Source organism: Aquimarina penaris (assembly GCF_040786285.1).
Classification (GTDB): Bacteria; Bacteroidota; Bacteroidia; order Flavobacteriales; family Flavobacteriaceae; genus Aquimarina.
Map to the genome: position 1 here is coordinate 233114 of NZ_JBFMKQ010000002.1, position 15131 is coordinate 248244.

Annotated in this window: 13 protein-coding genes and 1 tRNA gene; 10 read left to right on the forward strand and 4 right to left on the reverse strand. The window is 31.3% G+C overall.

Translation table 11 applies throughout. The features are described 5' to 3' along the window. Positions 1-175: 175 nt before the first annotated feature. Positions 176-248: transfer RNA gene (locus ABW637_RS10630), tRNA-Gly, on the forward strand. 227 nt (positions 249-475) lie between these two features. Continuing rightward, entirely contained in the window at positions 476-1396 is a 921-nt protein-coding gene (locus tag ABW637_RS10635; protein WP_367584665.1) for a lysylphosphatidylglycerol synthase transmembrane domain-containing protein, read from the forward strand. Positions 1397-1398: 2 nt separating this feature from the next. Here ABW637_RS10635 and ABW637_RS10640 read toward each other — a convergent pair whose 3' ends face one another. Further along, positions 1399-2499 (reverse strand): glycosyltransferase family 2 protein, encoded by a 1101-nt coding sequence (locus tag ABW637_RS10640; protein WP_367584666.1) that lies wholly within the window; start codon positions 2497-2499, stop codon positions 1399-1401. A gap of 24 nt (positions 2500-2523) precedes the next feature. Next, on the reverse strand, positions 2524-4491 hold the full coding sequence (locus tag ABW637_RS10645; protein ID WP_367584667.1) for a tetratricopeptide repeat protein: 1968 nt from the start codon (positions 4489-4491) through the stop codon (positions 2524-2526). Between the two features lie 340 nt (positions 4492-4831). Here ABW637_RS10645 and ABW637_RS10650 point away from each other — a divergent pair, with 340 nt between their 5' ends. The 7 genes from ABW637_RS10650 (at position 4832) to ABW637_RS10680 (ending at position 12576) form a co-directional block, all read left to right on the forward strand. Then, on the forward strand, positions 4832-5407 hold the full coding sequence (locus tag ABW637_RS10650) for an acyltransferase (RefSeq protein ID WP_367584668.1): 576 nt from the start codon (positions 4832-4834) through the stop codon (positions 5405-5407). Between the two features lie 3 nt (positions 5408-5410). Then, complete coding sequence (locus ABW637_RS10655; RefSeq protein ID WP_367584669.1) at positions 5411-6367, forward strand: Gfo/Idh/MocA family oxidoreductase; 957 nt, start codon at positions 5411-5413, stop codon at positions 6365-6367. Positions 6368-6414: 47 nt separating this feature from the next. Then, entirely contained in the window at positions 6415-7332 is a 918-nt protein-coding gene (locus ABW637_RS10660; protein WP_367584670.1) for a glycosyltransferase family 2 protein, read from the forward strand. After that, complete coding sequence (locus ABW637_RS10665) at positions 7329-8117, forward strand: hypothetical protein (protein WP_367584671.1); 789 nt, start codon at positions 7329-7331, stop codon at positions 8115-8117. The genes ABW637_RS10660 and ABW637_RS10665 overlap by 4 nt, the downstream gene beginning before the upstream one ends. A 187-nt stretch (positions 8118-8304) precedes the next feature. Further along, the gene (gene rffA, locus ABW637_RS10670) at positions 8305-9435 is read left to right on the forward strand and encodes a dTDP-4-amino-4,6-dideoxygalactose transaminase (protein ID WP_367584673.1); all 1131 of its coding nucleotides are present in this window, start codon (positions 8305-8307) and stop codon (positions 9433-9435) included. Between the two features lie 6 nt (positions 9436-9441). Next, positions 9442-11664 carry a hypothetical protein gene (locus tag ABW637_RS10675; RefSeq protein ID WP_367584674.1) on the forward strand — a complete coding sequence of 741 codons (2223 nt, stop codon included), beginning with the start codon at positions 9442-9444 and terminating at the stop codon, positions 11662-11664. Between the two features lie 81 nt (positions 11665-11745). After that, on the forward strand, positions 11746-12576 hold the full coding sequence (locus tag ABW637_RS10680) for a class I SAM-dependent methyltransferase (protein ID WP_367584675.1): 831 nt from the start codon (positions 11746-11748) through the stop codon (positions 12574-12576). On the opposite strand, the gene ABW637_RS10685 is transcribed toward ABW637_RS10680, so the two are convergent. Together ABW637_RS10685 and pepE are read right to left on the reverse strand one after the other, a co-directional pair. Further along, a complete protein-coding gene (locus ABW637_RS10685) occupies positions 12566-13480 on the reverse strand; it encodes a glutaminase (RefSeq protein WP_367584676.1) in 915 nt (304 codons plus the stop codon). The two genes, ABW637_RS10680 and ABW637_RS10685, sit on opposite strands and share 11 nt — an antisense overlap. Positions 13481-13486: 6 nt before the next feature. Continuing rightward, positions 13487-14194 (reverse strand): dipeptidase PepE, encoded by a 708-nt coding sequence (pepE, locus tag ABW637_RS10690; protein WP_367584677.1) that lies wholly within the window; start codon positions 14192-14194, stop codon positions 13487-13489. Positions 14195-14300: 106 nt separating this feature from the next. Here pepE and ABW637_RS10695 point away from each other — a divergent pair, with 106 nt between their 5' ends. Continuing rightward, entirely contained in the window at positions 14301-15098 is a 798-nt protein-coding gene (locus ABW637_RS10695; protein ID WP_367584678.1) for a BamP family beta-assembly machinery protein, read from the forward strand. The last annotated feature ends 33 nt before the right edge of the window (positions 15099-15131 follow it).

Sequence of the window (15131 nt, forward strand, 5' to 3'; positions counted from 1 at the left end):
AATCCAATTAACTAAGCAAATATACAATTTTTTCGGTAAAATACAATTATTATCGATAAAACACCAATTTTCTATACGTCAATTTCGTGTTTTGTTAAAATTTTATTCAGTAGTAATAAAAAAAAATATTTTATTTTTTATTTAATATAAATCTAATACATTTGCCATCGTAAAAGCGGGAGTAGCTCAGTTGGTAGAGCGTCAGCCTTCCAAGCTGAATGTCGCCGGTTCGAACCCGGTCTCCCGCTCTAAAAGGATTCTATTTGAGGTTAAAATAGGATCCTTTTTCTTTTTTCGGATTCTTAATACATATATTTCTTTTTTGTTTCTACCGGAGTAAAATATTACTTTGCGGGTATACATGCGTCATTTTTAATACAAATGATTTGAAGCTAATTTTATAAAATATGAATAGTAGAAGTTTTACTAATATTATTAGATAATTTTAAAGGTACTAAGTAATGCATATAAAGTTTTGAAACGATTTGGTTTTTTGGTTAAGTTTTTAGGAGTAATCCTTTTTTGCTTTTTAATTTATAAAGTTGGTTGGAGAGAAACCATAGACTCCATTAATAAAATTTCTATAATCCATTTGTTAGTTGCCATCCTTATTTTTTGGGTAGCTTTCTATTTAAAAAGTGTAAGATGGAGGATTGTTTCTAATTCTTATGATATACCCTTGCAAAACTATCAAGCATTTAAAGTTTTTTTTATTGGTCTTTTTCTTGCAAATATTACTCCTGGTAAAATAGGAGATTTTGCAAGATTACTCTATATTAAAGATCAATTACCTAACCAAAAGATTGGCTGGTCTAGTCTTATCATGGATCGAATTTTTGATTTAATTTGCCTCGTTTTTTTTAGCTTAATTGCCATTGTTTATTATCAAGTACATTTTAGCATATTAAGATTACCTGATAATTCCTGGTCTTTGCTATTGTGGATTGGAGTTTTTCTTTTAGGAATTACCCTTTTTTATACTTTACGAAATAAATTGATTAAAATCATACAACCTTGGTGGAATGCGTTCAATTCTCATAACCTTAGAGGTTATAGTGGTCTGAAAGCTTTAGGTATAACTTGCCTTAGTATGGTTTTGATTTATGGCGTATTTAATTATGTTGCCTGGGCGATGAATATTTCAATAAATCATTTAGGATTATTTTTAGGGGCATTTATTTTAGGGATATTAACATTGCTTCCGATCACCATATTAGGAATAGGTGTTCGTGAAACATCACTAGTTATTATTTTTCAATTGTACGATCTTCCTTCTCAAGATGCAATAGCATTATCTTTGATCATCTTTTTACTGCAACTTATTTCTTTACTGCCAGGTGCTGTTTGGTTTTATTTTTCGCCTGTAGAATTAAGTAAGCTTAGAGAGCTTGAGTAACCTTATTTAGATAACCTTTCATTGTCTTGTATGTCCATCCACATTGCAAAAAGTAAGGATTGAAATCCAGATATTGTAAGAAAGATAAAAATGATTAAATAATCTGTTGGAGTTTTTGAATCAGGATCTAGAAAGTTGACAATCAATTGATATAAAAAATAAATGTTAACCGTTCCTATTATAAAAGAAATCCAATAGAGTACATATAATGGATGAAAACTTCTATATAAATATTTTGTTTGTAAACGTTTAAAAAAGCAACGAATAAGTAAAAACAGAATTGGAAAAGAAACTTTGAGAATGTTTAATTTAGATTTTTCACCAACTCCATATATTGGTTTTATTTTTACTTCTCGAATGGTGCAAAAAGCAATATTTAATTTTACTAAAAGATCATTGGGCATTCCATATCTTTTGTAAATGTCATATAAAGGAACAGAGTTTAGTGCATTATTTGATATTGCGGTATACCCACTTTGGGTATCAGAAACTCCCCAGTATCCAGAAGCAATTTTCGTAAGAATACTTAGTATAGAGTTTCCTAAAAATCGAACTCTGGGGATTATAACCCAGGCACTTTTGTGTATCAATCGATTACCTTTTACATAGTCAATACCCTCATCTACTACTGGTTTGCATATTGATTCGAGTTCGTTGGGATCCATTTGTCCATCACCAGCCATTACTGCAGTGCAATCGATATCGTGATCTTTGCACCATTTATAACCAGTGGCAATTGCTGCGCCAACACCTCCGTTTTTAAGATGTTGAATTACGATTATTCGTTCGTTTTCTGGATCTTTGTTTAAAACTTCTATTGGAGTGAATTTTTGAATTTCATCTATACTCTTTTGTTGTACTTCAATATCTGCTCTATTGTATATATTAGGGATAATTTCTTGAGAAATATTAGAAATTAATTTAAGAGAAGATTTGTTTTCTAGTAAATGCTTCATAACTGCCCCAGTAGTGTCATCTTTGGATGCGTCATCTACAACAATTATTCGGTCAACAAAATCTGGCATACTGTCTAATACCATTTTTATTTGTTTAGCTTCGTTGTAGCAAGGGACTACTACTGCAATTGTTTTATTATTAAGCATTATAAATATGTATTTTAAATTGGGTTAATTGTTCATGTTATCGGTTGCCCATTTCAGATTGTTTTTGGCAATTTGAAAATTAGAATCTATTTTTAACGCTTCCCTACATGCTTGTGCACCTAATTCCCATTGCTTCATTTGATTGTAGGCAGAGCATATGTTGTTATATGCAAGTACATTATTAGGGTCTTTTTTTAGTAGTTCTTTACAAATTGAAATTACCTTTTTGTATTCTTTCAATTTGTAATATTTTAAACTTAATGCGATATATACATTTGGAGTCGGTTGCTTTTTTATTTTTTCTTGCAATATTTCAATTTCTTGTTTTAGGGTTGTTGTTTTTTTAGAAATAGAATTTAATAATTGTATTGATTGTGAGTGATTTGGGCTTTTGATTAAAGCTTTTTTTAAGTAATTTTCTGCTTCTGTATATTTGTTTTGACCGATGAGATATTTTGCATAGAAATACTCTGGATCTGGAGAGGTTATATTGAATGCTAAAGCAGAGTTGAAATATTGCTCTGCCTTAGTATGATTTTTTTTACCACCATAAGCAATTCCTAAATTTATATGTATTAAGCAATAGTTAGGCTCGAGATTATATGCACGATTAAAATATTCTAAGGCGGTATCATAATTTCCTTTTGCCATATGAGTAAGTCCATAATTCATTATACCTCTAGCATTTTTTGGACTTTTTACAACAACATCCAGCCATAAAGAATCAGGGGAGTCCCATACTTTATTCCGTTGTGTAGTGCCATAGGCATGAGTTGAAATAATAACTATGAATAGAGCAACGATTCTAAAAGAATAGTTTTTACTTTTTTCTAGTACATTATATTTTTCCAACAACATCATAATTCCCCATGGTACCGAAATGAAGAGTCCAACAAAAGGGAAAAACATTCGATGATCATTTGCTATTTGAAACAATGGGTTCAGCGTGGTAGGGAGTAAAGCGATAAAAAACCAAGCGATCCCAAATGCTATGGGTCTAAGTTTCTTGTTTAGAGCAGTTTTTATCATGATAAAAACAAGCCCCGAAATTAGTATAAACCCTAATAATATTCTAATGTCATACCAAGGTTTTATAATAGCTATATCTGGGTCTGCACTTAGATTAATAGGGAGTATGAAGTTGCCTAAGTAATGCATAATTACATAGCATTGAGTGCTAATGTATTCAAACTTTGTGACAAAATAATTAGTAGAATCGGTGGACTTAGGTGTTAGGTAGTATTGATTAAATAAAAAAAGTGATGCAGCAATAATTCCTGTTGGAACGACTTTTTTAAATAATTTTAAAACTTTTTGTTTCGTATCTTTTTTAAATTCTGAAATGAGATCGTATTCTTCAAATAAAAGCACATACACGAAAAGGATTGGAAAAAACATCACTCCGGTTTGTTTTGTCCATATCCCAATAATCATTGTGAGCAAATATAAATACCATTTTCTACTTGTAGGGTGAATGTACAAAAGCAATGATGCAACAATACATAAAGTTGAAAAAGAATCAGATCGAGCACAGATATAATTAATAGTTTCTGCATTAGCGGTATGAAGTGCAAACCAAGCTGTGGCAAAAAGTGCTGTAATCCCGATGAGCTTATTTTTTGAATCAGATTGCTTGTAAATATGTCTGGATAGTATAAATAACAAAACAATTAAAGTCAAAAACCAAAAAAAGATATGATAATGGTAATATCTTGGATTTAAACCACCGGCAATTGAGTAATCTATTGCATTTTTAAGAGTTATCATAGGGCGATACGCTCTATTTGCTGGAAGCGAACTAAACGTATCAGCATTGGTAAAAAACTCAGTCCAATTGCTTAAGCTTCTTATCGATTCATTTTCTGAAATTGTATGGGTATCATCAAAAAAGAAAGGATTGTCAAAATGGTTGAAATACACAAAAAAGGTAACAACAAGTATTGTTAGTAAAGCCCGGGACTCAAATTTTTTAGAGGTAAAGTTTTTGAACATATGCTCTTTGAATTTTAGATAGCTTAAGGAAACTATTTCATTCTGTAAACAACAATATCATTTTATCGTATCCTTATTTTATTAAGCTCAATCGGGATTAAATATAATAGTTTTATGTTGTTTTCATAATCCTAAGAGTGAGTTTTTTATGTATTATGATGAGAATAAATCTAAGATTATGGTTTTCAATGACACAAAAAAAATAATAGTTTTGGCGAATTGTTATCTCACATGAATAAACAAAAATGAATTATACTATATTTGAGTATCCTTTTTTTAAAATTGAATATCCTTTTGATAGATTTTAGTAAAAAGGTATTATAAATTGTAAAATTGTTTAATGAGTTTAAATTTCTTCGTTCATCAGACCGCAGTAATTGATAAAGGTTGCAAAATTGGAGATGACACAAAAATATGGCATTTTTCTCATATTATGCCAAACAGTATTATTGGCAAGAGTTGTAATATTGGTCAAAATGTGGTCATCTCACCTGATGTGATTTTGGGTAACAATGTAAAAGTTCAAAATAACGTTTCAATTTATACTGGAGTTACTTGCGATGATGATGTTTTTTTGGGACCTTCTTGTGTTTTTACCAATGTGGTAAATCCCAGAAGTAGTGTAAACAGGAGAGGAGAGTATGCTAAAACCCATGTAGGAAAGGGAGCAACAATTGGAGCAAATGCAACCATTGTTTGTGGTCATGATATAGGTTCATATGCTTTTATAGGAGCAGGAGCTGTTGTAACTAAGGATATAAAACCTTATGCTTTGGTAGTGGGCAATCCAGCCAAGCAAATAGGTTGGATGAGTGAGTACGGCCATAGGTTACATTTTAACTCAGATAATATGGCTATATGTCCAGAAAGCAATGAAGAATATAAATATGATGATGATAAAGTTTCTAAAGTATAATACATGAATAATCAAAACTTCGCAATAATCGGAGTAGGAGGTTATATCGCTCCTAGACATCTTAAAGCAATAAAGGATACTAATAATAATTTAATTGCTGCATTAGATAAATTTGATAGTGTAGGTATCATAGATAGTTATTTCCCTGATGCTCATTTTTTTGTTGAGTTTGAAAGATTTGATAGGCATATAGAAAAACTCAAAAGGCGTAAAAATATACAGTTAGATTATGTAAGCATATGTACGCCAAATTATTTACATGATTCTCATATACGTATGGCTTTACGAAGAGATGCCAGTGCAATTTGCGAAAAACCTTTGGTTCTTAATCCATGGAACATTGATAATTTAATCGATATTGAACAAGAATCGGCGGGAAAAGTAAATACTATTTTGCAGTTACGATTACATCCAAGTATTATAGCATTAAAGGAAAAGGTGGAGAACGGACCAAAGGATAAAATATATGATTTTGATCTTACGTATTTAACCTCAAGAGGTAATTGGTATCATAATTCATGGAAGGGGGATATATCAAAATCCGGAGGTATTGCTACGAATATAGGTGTCCATTTTTACGATATGTTATCTTGGGTTTTTGGAGAACTAAAAGAAAACAAAGTACACCTTCTTATGAATGATAGTGCCTCTGGTTATCTCGAATTTGAAAAAGCCAGAGTTCGTTGGTTCTTATCTATTGATTATGATAATATACCCGATGAGATAAAAGCACAGGGTAAGAGAACATATAGATCAATCACTATTGATAACGAAGAAATAGAGTTTAGCACCGGTTTTACAGAATTACACACAAGAAGTTATGAAGGGATTTTGAAAGGTAAAGGTTATGGGTTGATTGACGCTAAACCTTCTATTGAAATCGTACACGATATTAGAAATGTAGAAATTACTCCCTTGCAAGGAGATTATCATCCTTTTTTGAAAAACAAAAACATTTAGTATCCTTTTTTTAAACACAATCTTATTCGAGATTAAAAAATAAAATCATGAAGCTATCTATAGTTAGTCCAGTTTACAATGCAGAGTATATTATACCTTTGTTAGTTAAGCGGATTGCGAAAAGTGTAAGTACGATAACTGAAGATTATGAAATTATTTTAGTTGAGGATTATAGTCCTGATAATTCTTGGGCGCGAATTAAGGATATTGCGAAAATAAATAATAAGGTTATTGGAGTAAAACTCAGTAGAAATTTTGGGCAACATTATGCTATTACCGCGGGATTGCATAAGGCAAAAGGAGATTGGGTTGTGGTTATGGATTGTGACTTACAAGATCAACCAGAAGAAATAGAAAAACTTTACAATAAAGCGAAAGAAGGATATGATATAGTTTTGGCAAGAAGGAAGGAACGAAAAGATAATTTTTTTAAGAAGATGTTCTCGATCTTTTTTTATAGAATGTTATCTTTTTTTACAGATACAAAACAAGATAGAGCAGTAGCAAATTTTGGGATTTATCACAAAAAAGTAATACACTCTGTATTGAAAATGGGAGATGTTATTCGTGTTTTTCCTATTATGATTCAATGGGTAGGGTTTACTAAAACATCTATCAATGTCGATCATGCGAAAAGAGAATCAGGTAAGTCTACATATACTTTTGCAAAATTACTTAGACTAGCCATAAATACTTTTTTAACATTTTCTAATAAACCATTAATACTTACAATTCGTTTTGGGTTTTTAATTTCTTTTATTTCTTTTTTAGTGGGTTGTTTTTATCTGTATAGATACTTAACTGATGGTATTGAGGTTGTTGGATATACTAGTCTTATTCTCTCTATTTGGTTTTTAGCTGGAATTATAATATTCTCTATAGGAATTCTTGGCTTGTATGTTGGAAAGATATTTGATACTGCAAAAAAAAGACCTACATTTATTATTGATGAAATTATCGAATGAGAAGTTATAATAATATCCAAGCTGAACATATAGTAATAGGAAAGAATACAATTATAGAACCTACTGCTGTAATCCGAGGTCTTAATGGAAATGCTAGAAGTATAGTAATTGGAGATAACTGCTACATAGGGGCTAATGTTCAAATTATTATTGACGAGTTTAGGTTAGGAGATTATTCTAAAATTCATCATGATACTAATATACATGGGTATAAACCTTGTTATATTGGTCATAATGCATGGATTGGTCAGTTTACTATAATTGATTCTATTGGAGGAGTTTCGATTGGAAATAATTGCGGTATAGGGGCACAATCTCAATTATGGAGTCATATAAAATATGGAGATACTTTAGAGGGGTGTCGTTTTAAGTCTGAGCAAAAACTTGAAGTAGGGGATGATGTATGGTTTGTAGGTCATTGTATAGTTTCTCCTATTAAAGCTGAAAATAAATCGTTGGCTTTGGCTGGGTCTGTGATTACTTCAGATATGAAATACAATTGTATTTATGGTGGTGCGCCTGCAAAAGATTTAACGGATAAAGTAGGGAATCAATTTTTAGAGGTCTCTTTATCTGAAAAAACCAGAAAAATGCAAGAGTACCTTGTAGATGCAGGTTTGGAAAATAGTAGTATAAAAATTATTCAATACGAACATGAAATAAAAAGTAAAAAGATTACTTATTTTATTATGGAGTCAAGAAGCTATACTAAAAGATCAACTCCTGAAGAGATTGCGTTTATGAAATTTTTACTTCCAGACAAGGCAAAATTCGTACCCTTGTAATTAATTTGTTACTTATTAAAATAGGTGAAGAGTGTTTTTTACCGATATTTTCTTTCATTAAAATTGATAATCTAAAGAATTTGTTAAATTGTATACCTTCAAACATAGCTATAGAATCTTGAAAATCAATATTTGTTATTGAGGATAATTTAATTAGTAATAAGTTTTTTTAACCTAATCAATTTAGATGATTCCATTTAATAAACCTTATATGACCGGGGATGAACTGTATTATATTAAAGATGCAGTTTCTAGAGGAAAAATTTCAGGGAACGGATATTATACCAAAAAATGTCATAATTTTTTTAAAGAAGTTATAGGTTATAGAAATTGCTTATTGACTTCTTCATGCACAGATGCTTTGGAAATGGCAGGAATACTCATAGATATTAAGCCAGGAGATGAAGTTATTATGCCTTCTTATACTTTTGTGTCTACCGCCAATGCTTTTGTGTTAAGAGGAGCAAAGATCATATTTGCGGATTCTTATATTGATAACCCCAATATTGATGCTAATTCGATAACATCATTAATTTCTGATAAAACAAAAGCTATTGTAGCTGTTCATTATGCAGGTGTATCGTGTGAGATGGATACAATTATGCAAATAGCCAAAGAGCATAATTTATTTGTGATTGAAGATGCTGCACAGGCTATTGACTCTTTTTATAAAGGAAGAACTTTAGGTACTATAGGGCATTTAGCTACATTTTCTTTTCATGAAACTAAGAATATTATTTCAGGAGAAGGGGGTATGTTAGTTGTGAATGATAAACGATTTGACAAACGTGCAGAAATTATTTGGGAAAAAGGGACCAATCGATCTGCATTTTTTAGAGGAGAAGTAGACAAGTATTCTTGGGTCGATTTAGGTTCTTCTTTTTTACCCTCAGATGTTACTGCAGCTTTTTTATTTGCGCAACTAGAGAATTTAAAAAAAATTCAATCCAGAAGAATAACTTTGTGGGAAACATATTATGAAGGCCTTAAAGGACTTGAAAGCCAAGGTTTATTAACATTACCCAAAATACCAGCATATGCAACTTGTAATGGGCATTTGTTTTATATAGTTTGTAAAAGTATTAAGGAAAGAAGCCAATTAATTAACTATTTAAAAGATAACGGAGTGTATGCAGTTTTTCATTATATATCACTTCATAAAAGTCCTTTTTATGAAGTAGAAAACGATAGTATGGAGTTAGAGAATTGTGAGATGTTTTCCGAAAGGTTATTGCGATTACCTTTATACTATGAATTACATAGGGAAGATCAAAATAAAATAGTAAATCTAATCATAAGTTTTTTCGATAAAAAATAAGGATGCATGGAATTTAATTTTAAAAAAAATATTAATTATCGAAATGGCTTTATACTAACTGCTTTTGTTATTGGATTAACCATGATGTTTTTAAGTAAAGATTATGGTCCATTAGAAGATGCAAAAATACATCAAGATCATGGTGTTAGAATTCTTAACTATTTTAAAGGAATAGATGATATAGCAGCATCAAGTCCTATCGATGAAGAAGGCAATTATATTGATGTCGCTATAAGCCAGGAAAATGAAAATCGTGGTATGAATGGTTTTGGAGGTTTCTTTGACCTTCTTACGAATTTCTTACATCAATATTTTAACTCTTTTGAAGTGTATCGATTTAAAAATTTAATAAACTCTATTTTCGGATTTTTACTTTTTTTGTTTTGTGGTTTGCTTGGAAAAGAACTGGGGGGATGGAAGGTTGGTTTGCTCGCGTTAGTTTTTGTTGTACTATGTCCAGTGATTTTTGGCTATTCTATGAATAATCCTAAAGATATTCCTGCCGCGGCATTCTATATGTTTTCTTTATTTCATATAATAAAACTATTAAAAGAGTTACCCAGAGTTACTTTAAAAAGAGCTTTTTTTCTAATACTCAATATTTCATTATTAATAAATATCAGGGTAATCGGTATAATAACTATTGGCTACTTGATACTGTCAGTGTTTTTGTGGTGGTTCATACAAAATTATGAATCAGGCTTTAAAGAATTTTTGACAAAGGATACCCTACTGCTGGCTGGTAAAACCATATTAATTTCCTTATTGTCTTATTTTGTTGTCAGCATTTTTTGGCCATATGCGCAAACCAATCCAATAAAAGCACCTATTGAGATAATATATGCAATGAAAAATTTTAAAGGTTTTGAAAATTTGCAGTTATTTGAAGGTGTTTGGCAGAGTAGTTTTAATGCTCCTTGGTATTATGCAATAAAAAACCTATTCATTATTATGATGCCATTACATGCATTTCTAGGTTTTTTTCTGATTCCGTTAGTATATTATAAGAACTCAAAGATTAATATACTTCATATATCGATGGTGTTGTTTGCTTCAGTTTTTCCTATGATATTAGTTATTATAGGGAAACCTAACAATCATGATGGTTCAAGGCAGTTTATGTTTGCCATATTACCTATTGTTATTGTTAGTGCCTTATCTTGGATTAAATTGTTCGAGATGATACCGAAAGAAAAAATTGCCAAATTACTGATCGGTATTTTGATTCTGATGCTGCTGCAACCATTGTATTTCATGGCACGTTATCACCCTATGCAAGCACTATATTTTAGTCCAATTATTGGAGGTGTCTCTGGTGCTTATGGAAATTATGAAATAGATTATTATGGGGTTGGAGTAAAACCTGCCTTAAACTGGCTTGAAGAAAATGTTGGTGATGAAAATAACCCTCCCAGGGTTCGTTTATATTATGGGAGTCAGACAAAAATGACATTTCATACAGATAAAAGTTCAAAACTGAGAAATGTATTAACGCATCGACACTCTATGGATTGGGATTATTCGATTATACTTTTGGCTGAAGGAAAATATAATAGAGATCATACTAACGTAAATTGGTCACCAGAACATACGGTTCATGAAGTGAAAATTGATGGAGTTGGGATTTGTTTTATAGTAAAGAATCATAAAGATATAAACAAACATATTGTTGAATTAAGAGATAAATTGACGAGGAAACCAACCGTTGGTGGTTATATTCAGTTGAGTTTACTTTTGTATAATAATAAGGAATATTTCAAATGTATTGAAGTGCTTAAAAAAGTAATTGAATTAGATTCAAACAATGCTATAGCATATAATAATTTATGTTCTGCTTATAATAATCTTTTGATGTACGATGAAGCCAAAGAGGCATGTGAAAAATCTTTGATGTTTAATCCGAATAATTCATTTGCACAAAATAACCTCGAAGCATCTGTTAATGGGATGCGCAGAAGATCGAAAATGACAATAAAAGAATATCATCTTCTTAGCTATAATTATTATAAGTTAGGGTATTATCAAAAATGTATTGAAATAAGTAACGAGTTATTAGAAGTAGATCCTAAAAGTATAGTAGCATTTAATAATATATGCTCTGCTTACAATCAAATGCAGCAATGGGAGCAAGGAGCAAGAGCATGTACTAAGGCTTTAGAGATCAATCCAAGTTTTCAACTTGCAAAAAATAATCTGGATTGGGCAAAGCAACAGTTAAATAAAGATTGAATTGAAGTATCTAAATACTCTATTATATTTAATTCTTGTGCAATATTAAAAATGTTTAAAACGTATTAAATATCATTAATTATGATTGATCTTCTTAAAATTGCTAAAAATCTCAAAAAAGAAGAAGATGGAATATACCATTCCAAAACAAGCTCCAATATTTCTTATCCTGATGAAGGTAATTCTGATTGTTTTCAAATAGAAGAAAATAGTTTCTGGTTTACGCATAGAAATAATGTTATTAAGAAGGCAGTACTAAAATACAGTCCTCAAAAACTATTCTTTGATATTGGAGGGGGAAATGGTTTTGTTTCAAAAGGCTTGCAGGATGAGGGTCTTGAGGTTGTTTTAGTTGAACCGGGATATGATGGAGCTTTAAATGCTAAAAAAAGAAATATAAAGAATATTGTATGTTCTACACTCGAAGATAGTCAATTTCAAAAATCTAGTTTGGCATCTATAGGTATGTTTGATGTTGTTGAGCATATAGATGATGATCTTGGATTTCTGAAAAACGTCTATGATTATTTAGAAGATGATGGTAATGTTTACATTACTGTACCCGCTTTTAATTTTTTATGGTCTAATGAAGATGATATAGCGGGACACTTTAGAAGATATAGTTTGTCTCAATTAGAAGAAGTGTTGACCTCATGTGGCTTTAGCATTACCTATTCTACTTATGTTTTTTCGATATTGCCTTTTCCTGTTTTCTTATTTAGATCTATTCCCAGCAGAATAGGGTTGAATAAAAATCCTGGGAAACTAAGTAAGCAACAAAGAGAACACAATACAGATAAAAATTTTTTTAACGCTATTTTAAATCGTTTATGGAGATGGGAGCTTAAAAAGATTGAAAACTCAAAAAAAATACCTTTTGGAGGGAGTTGCTTTGTGGTGGCTAAAAAATAGATAATCCAGTTAGAGTTGTTAATTGTTCTAAGGCATGCATTCCTAATTCAGAGTTTCCTTTTGGGTTAAGACAGGGACTCCAAACGGTCACCGTATACTGCCCCGGGTGTACTGCTGCAATTCCTCCACCTACACCACTTTTACCTGGTAATCCTACTCTAAAGCTAAATTCTCCGGCTTCATCATAAAAACCACAGGTTTGCATAATGGCATTGATACGTTTTACTTTTTGTGGAGAGAGTATTTGGGTGTTGTCTGCAAGTTTTTTTCCTTGATTGGCGTACATCATAAAAGCGGTAGATAGTTCTTTACAGGACATTTCTACAGAACATTGATAGATGTAGAAATCCAAAACAGTTTCAATATCATTTTCGATATTACCAAAAGATTTCATAAGGTTTAGTAAGGCTGCATTACGATAACTATGCTTTTTTTCGGATATATAAACCTGAGGATTAATAGTGATACTTGAGTCGCCAGTAATTTCATGAATGAAATCAAGAAAATCTTTTTTAGGATGCTCTAATTCAGAAATCAAAGCATCAGATATTACTAGTGCACCAGCATTGATAAAGGGATTTCTGGGGATTCCTTGTTCGTATTCTAATTGCACTAAAGAATTAAAAGGGTTTCCCGATGGTTCTACATCTACACGTTTAAAAAGATCGTCGCCTAATAAAGACATTGCCCGAGAAAGAGTAAATACTTTTGAGATGCTTTGTATAGAAAAGCGTTCTTCGTTGTCTCCAAAATTATAATGCCCAGAATTGATGCAATGTAAATGCATACCAAATTTTTCGGAGTTTATTTTGGCTAACTCAGGAATATAGGATGCAACTTTCCCTGTACTTTGTTTAGTAGAAAGTTCATCTTTTATTTGATTAAGGATTTGTTGATAATCCACGGTGTTTTAATTTAATTCAGACAATGTGCTTTCGGGTTCTATTTCGTAAGGAGCTTTGTTTTGCTCAAAAATTCGAGCCGTTAATTTACCTTTTAATACTATTTCTTGATCATTGACATGTAACCAACTTCCTTCTCGTAAACCAATTACGGGTTGAGGATTCAATCTATGAAATTCTTTAATTCTGGTTTCTCTTGTTTCTCCTTTATGAGTGGAGCTAGGGTTGGGATCAAGATAATGTGGATTGATATTAAATGAAACGATTCCTAAAGTTTTAAAACTAGGAGGGTATACAATGGGCATATCATTGGTGGTTTGCATGGTAAGTCCACAAATATTACTTCCGGCACTTGTTCCTAAGTAGGGGGTGCCAGAGTGTATTGCCTGTTTTAGCGGTTCAATAACTTTATTTCGGTATAACTGATCCACTAAAAGAAATGTGTTTCCTCCTCCGGTAAAAATTCCCTGAGCATTTTTAAGGGCTTCAGTCGGGTTAGAAAAAGTATGTATACCTACGATTCTTTTATTGATTTTATTAAAAGCCTTAGCAACACTAGATGTATATTCATCATGGGTAATTCCGCCTGGACGGGCATAAGGAATAAAAAGTATTTCATCAATTCCTGAATACAATTCGGTTAAAGCTTCATTAAGATATTCTAAAGGTTGACTTCCGTAAATAGTAGAAGTACTTGCGATTATACAGTTTGCCATTAACTTTTTTTGTAAAGGTAGTTTAACGTTTTCTTTTATTGAAATCTTCTAAGAAGATAAAAAAATGTAGTATCTTAATTGAAGAAAAATATAAGTATTTCTAATTATGAAAATAAAACTATCCCTAGCTTTTATATGTTTTGTAGTAAGTTTATCAACGGCACAAATAACCTCGAGAGTTTTGATCGATGGAAAAATAAGTGCCCCCATTGGTGATGACGTAGAAGGAGTTGTTGTGTATAATCGCAGTTCTAATAAAGGTACCATAAGTAACAAGGATGGTGTTTTTAGAATTAGCGCTGGAATTAATGATAAAATAGAGGTAGTGGCAATGCAATATCAACACTTCGTGGTATTTGTAGATAAAGGAGTGGTGGATAGTCAAAGGTTGCATATTTTTTTAAACGAATCTGTAAATCAGCTCGAAGAAGTGGTGGTGAGACCTTATGATTTATTAGGCAATGTGTCGGTTGATGTAAAAAAAATAGGGTTTAGTCAAAGCGGGATATCAGAAGTTGCTAAACAAACCTCTACACGTATTAATGATGCAGAGTATGGCTTTACCCCCGATGATTTAACCACTCCAGAAAATAATGCTATAATAGAAGAAAAAGAAAATTTAATCCATGGATTAAATTTTGTGAATCTTTTTAAGTTAGTTTATGATAGTAAAAGTAAATCTAAAAAGGAAAAGCAACCTAAGGATATTGATGTTAAAGTAAGAGATGTGTATAATGATCAGTTTTTTAAAGATTACTTGGCTTTAGAGATACATCAAATAAATGATTTTCTGTTTTTTGCCGAAGATAATGGATTAAATACCACATATTTTGAAACAGGTAAAGAACTCGATTTGCTGCAGTTTTTAGTAATTCAAAGCAAGTTATACCGCCAGCGACAATAGGTAAATTGTCATAATAGTAATACTAACCAAGGT

Coding starts and splice junctions, on each gene's coding strand:
- ABW637_RS10640 (WP_367584666.1), bottom strand. CDS start 2,499: ATGCTTAATAATAAAACAATTGCAGTAGTAGTCCCTTGCTACAACGAA.
- ABW637_RS10645 (WP_367584667.1), bottom strand. CDS start 4,491: ATGTTCAAAAACTTTACCTCTAAAAAATTTGAGTCCCGGGCTTTACTA.
- ABW637_RS10650 (WP_367584668.1), top strand. CDS start 4,832: ATGAGTTTAAATTTCTTCGTTCATCAGACCGCAGTAATTGATAAAGGT.
- ABW637_RS10655 (WP_367584669.1), top strand. CDS start 5,411: ATGAATAATCAAAACTTCGCAATAATCGGAGTAGGAGGTTATATCGCT.
- ABW637_RS10660 (WP_367584670.1), top strand. CDS start 6,415: ATGAAGCTATCTATAGTTAGTCCAGTTTACAATGCAGAGTATATTATA.
- ABW637_RS10665 (WP_367584671.1), top strand. CDS start 7,329: ATGAGAAGTTATAATAATATCCAAGCTGAACATATAGTAATAGGAAAG.
- rffA (WP_367584673.1), top strand. CDS start 8,305: ATGATTCCATTTAATAAACCTTATATGACCGGGGATGAACTGTATTAT.
- ABW637_RS10675 (WP_367584674.1), top strand. CDS start 9,442: ATGGAATTTAATTTTAAAAAAAATATTAATTATCGAAATGGCTTTATA.
- ABW637_RS10680 (WP_367584675.1), top strand. CDS start 11,746: ATGATTGATCTTCTTAAAATTGCTAAAAATCTCAAAAAAGAAGAAGAT.
- pepE (WP_367584677.1), bottom strand. CDS start 14,194: ATGGCAAACTGTATAATCGCAAGTACTTCTACTATTTACGGAAGTCAA.
- ABW637_RS10695 (WP_367584678.1), top strand. CDS start 14,301: ATGAAAATAAAACTATCCCTAGCTTTTATATGTTTTGTAGTAAGTTTA.